The sequence below is a fragment of the Stenotrophomonas sp. SrG genome, from assembly GCF_050031795.1.
GTDB classification, from domain to species: Bacteria; Pseudomonadota; Gammaproteobacteria; order Xanthomonadales; family Xanthomonadaceae; genus Stenotrophomonas; species Stenotrophomonas rhizophila_A.
In genome coordinates, this window is the sequence record NZ_JBNBBE010001606.1 from 1 (window position 1) to 232 (window position 232).

Here is a 232-nt window from a genome sequence, read left to right on the forward strand (position 1 = left end):
TGATGTGTTCGATCTCTTCCACATGGTGGGTCGTCACGATGATCGTTTTCTGCTCGTCGAAGTAGTCTTCCAGCAGGAGCTGGTAGAAATCCTTGCGGTACAGGATGTCCAGGCCCAGCGTGGGCTCGTCCAGCACCAGCACCTTGGCGACGATGGCCATCACCAGCGCCAGGGGCAGCTGCACGATCATGCCCAAGGACAGGTCACGTACCCGCTGGCGCGCCAGCCGCTT

1 protein-coding gene is annotated in these 232 nt (G+C 60.3%); it reads right to left on the bottom strand.

All coding sequences use genetic code 11. The annotated features are described in order from the left end of the window. On the bottom strand, positions 1 to 232 hold a 232-nt coding region (locus ACQG3P_RS24790; protein WP_426806527.1), incomplete at both ends, for an AAA family ATPase.